General features: G+C 49.4%; 1 rRNA gene (cut by a window edge). It reads right to left on the bottom strand.

Features of this window, described 5'->3' with window-relative positions:
- Positions 1-1,496, bottom strand: a 23S ribosomal RNA gene (locus AC07W5_RS29445); it reaches 1,470 nt to the left of the window's first position.
- Positions 1,497-1,716 lie beyond the last annotated feature (220 nt).

Raw genomic sequence — 1,716 nt, 5'->3', positions numbered from 1 at the left:
TGGACTCCCGGATTTACCTAAGAGTCCAGCCTACCACCTTAAACTTGGACAACCAACGCCAAGCTGGCCTAGCCTTCTCCGTCCCTCCATCGCAATAACCAGAAGTACAGGAATATTAACCTGTTTTCCATCGACTACGCTTTTCAGCCTCGCCTTAGGGACCGACTAACCCTGCGTCGATTAACGTTGCGCAGGAAACCTTGGTCTTTCGGCGTGGGTGTTTTTCACACCCATTGTCGTTACTCATGTCAGCATTCGCACTTCTGATACCTCCAGCAAGCTTCTCAACTCACCTTCACAGGCTTACAGAACGCTCCTCTACCGCATCACCTAAGTGATACCCGTAGCTTCGGTGTATGGTTTGAGCCCCGTTACATCTTCCGCGCAGGCCGACTCGACTAGTGAGCTATTACGCTTTCTTTAAAGGGTGGCTGCTTCTAAGCCAACCTCCTAGCTGTCTAAGCCTTCCCACATCGTTTCCCACTTAACCATAACTTTGGGACCTTAGCTGACGGTCTGGGTTGTTTCCCTTTTCACGACGGACGTTAGCACCCGCCGTGTGTCTCCCATGCTCGGCACTTGTAGGTATTCGGAGTTTGCATCGGTTTGGTAAGTCGGGATGACCCCCTAGCCGAAACAGTGCTCTACCCCCTACAGTGATACATGAGGCGCTACCTAAATAGCTTTCGAGGAGAACCAGCTATCTCCGAGCTTGATTAGCCTTTCACTCCGATCCACAGGTCATCCGCTAACTTTTCAACGGTAGTCGGTTCGGTCCTCCAGTTAGTGTTACCCAACCTTCAACCTGCCCATGGATAGATCGCCCGGTTTCGGGTCTATTCCCAGCGACTAGACGCCCTATTAAGACTCGCTTTCGCTACGCCTCCCCTATTCGGTTAAGCTCGCCACTGAAAATAAGTCGCTGACCCATTATACAAAAGGTACGCAGTCACCCAACAAAGTGGGCTCCCACTGCTTGTACGCATACGGTTTCAGGATCTATTTCACTCCCCTCTCCGGGGTTCTTTTCGCCTTTCCCTCACGGTACTAGTTCACTATCGGTCAGTCAGTAGTATTTAGCCTTGGAGGATGGTCCCCCCATATTCAGACAAGGTTTCTCGTGCCCCGTCCTACTCGATTTCATGACCAAGAGATTTTCGCGTACAGGGCTATCACCCACTATGGCCGCACTTTCCAGAGCGTTCCGCTAATCTCAAAGCCACTTAAGGGCTAGTCCCCGTTCGCTCGCCACTACTAAGGGAATCTCGGTTGATTTCTTTTCCTCAGGGTACTTAGATGTTTCAGTTCCCCTGGTTCGCCTCTTGCACCTATGTATTCAGTACAAGATAACCATCTTATGATGGCTGGGTTCCCCCATTCAGACATCTCCGGATCACAGTCTGTTTGCCGACTCCCCGAAGCTTTTCGCAGGCTACCACGTCTTTCATCGCCTCTGACTGCCAAGGCATCCACCGTATGCGCTTCTTCACTTGACCATATAACCCCAAGCAATCTGGTTATACTGTGAAGACGACATTCGCCGAAAATTCGCAATTACTCACAAATTTTACCTTAGCCTGATCCACTACCAGTGAAAGTAGTGTTCAGTCTATCTTTCTATCACATACCCAAATTTTTAAAGAACGATCTAATCAAAGACTAGAAATCAACATTCACCATCGTTCGATGGAATGCTCATTTCTAAGCTTTAACACA

The organism is Pseudomonas sp. GW821-FHT01E05, from assembly GCF_059422425.1.
This window is presented reverse-complemented; position numbering and strand designations above follow the sequence as displayed.